The organism is Xenorhabdus santafensis (genome assembly GCF_033949405.1).
Classification (GTDB): Bacteria; Pseudomonadota; Gammaproteobacteria; order Enterobacterales; family Enterobacteriaceae; genus Xenorhabdus; species Xenorhabdus santafensis.
Map to the genome: position 1 here is coordinate 1 of NZ_VCDN01000311.1, position 496 is coordinate 496.

Below are 496 nucleotides of genomic sequence, written 5' to 3' on the forward strand. Positions count from 1 at the left end.
CAAATTAATCGAGTAGAGGGAAAATAAAGTAATTATTCTCGCCCCTCTCACACCACCGTACATACGGTTCCGTATACGGCGGTTCAGTTTATATTACAGTGTGAACTTTTAGATAGCGTTCTAAAGAAGAAGGGAATCCCCTCTTCTTTAGTCTTTGATTTGAGATGGCTCTTTGAACAACTTTCGATAACCCTATATATCGGAAGCCCTTTCGACAGTAGGTTAATCCCTTCGCTTCTTCCTCCGGAATCCCTAGTTGAACAAGCGATTTGATTTGTTTCTTCGGTACTTTCCATTGCTTCCAGATAATCACTCTAATTCTGGCGCGGAGCTTCTGGTCTACTCGCTCCAGAACACCTTTCATATTTGTACTCCTGAAGTAATTGACCCATCCAAATATCACTTGTTTAAGTTTCAATATTCGATAGTCTAACGGTACACTCCAGCTTCGTTTTGTCAGTTGGTGCAGTTTTCTTTGAAATTTTTGTACCGAGAT

Annotated in this window: 1 protein-coding gene; it reads right to left on the reverse strand. The window is 40.5% G+C overall.

What is annotated here, in order from left to right:
- Nucleotides 1-88 precede the first annotated feature (88 nt).
- Nucleotides 89-496: group II intron maturase-specific domain-containing protein (locus FE392_RS22615; protein WP_319931926.1), on the reverse strand; the 408-nt coding region annotated here is incomplete at its 5' end.